The sequence below is a fragment of the Corallococcus sp. AB049A genome, assembly GCF_003668885.1.
GTDB lineage: Bacteria > Myxococcota > Myxococcia > Myxococcales > Myxococcaceae > Corallococcus > Corallococcus interemptor.
The window spans coordinates 1-413 of record NZ_RAWL01001293.1 but is presented as its reverse complement, the minus strand read 5'-3'; the positions used below and the strand labels follow the sequence as shown (position 1 = coordinate 413).

General features: G+C 65.6%; 1 protein-coding gene. It reads left to right on the top strand.

Annotation, left to right across the window (positions count from 1 at the left end):
- Positions 1 to 413, top strand: a 413-nt coding sequence (locus D7X55_RS47040) for a type II secretion system F family protein (RefSeq protein ID WP_199747459.1), incomplete at both ends; no start/stop codon positions are given.

The window sequence follows — 413 nt, the reverse complement described above, 5'->3', positions numbered from 1 at the left end:
GTGTGAACAGTGCGCGCTTTGCCTCGACGCTGGCGATCCTGCTGGACGCCGGTGTGCCGCTGCTGCGTGCGCTCGAAGCGGCGCGGCAGACGCTTGGCAATGCGTTGCTGGCGCGCTGTGCCGATGATGTGGCTGCTCGCGTACGCGAAGGTGCGGCACTGGGTGCTGCGTTGAAGGTACAGAAGGTCTATCCGCCGATCCTGGTGCATCTGGTGGCCAGCGGCGAGAAGACCGGTTCGCTGGCGCCACTGCTCGAACGCGCCGCGCAGACGATCTCGCGCGAGATCGAGCGTCGCGCGATGGCGCTGACCGCACTGCTGGAACCGACCATGATCCTGGTGATGGGCGGCGTGGTGTTGACGATCGTGCTGGCCGTGCTGATGCCGATCATGGAAATGAACCAGCTGGTGCAG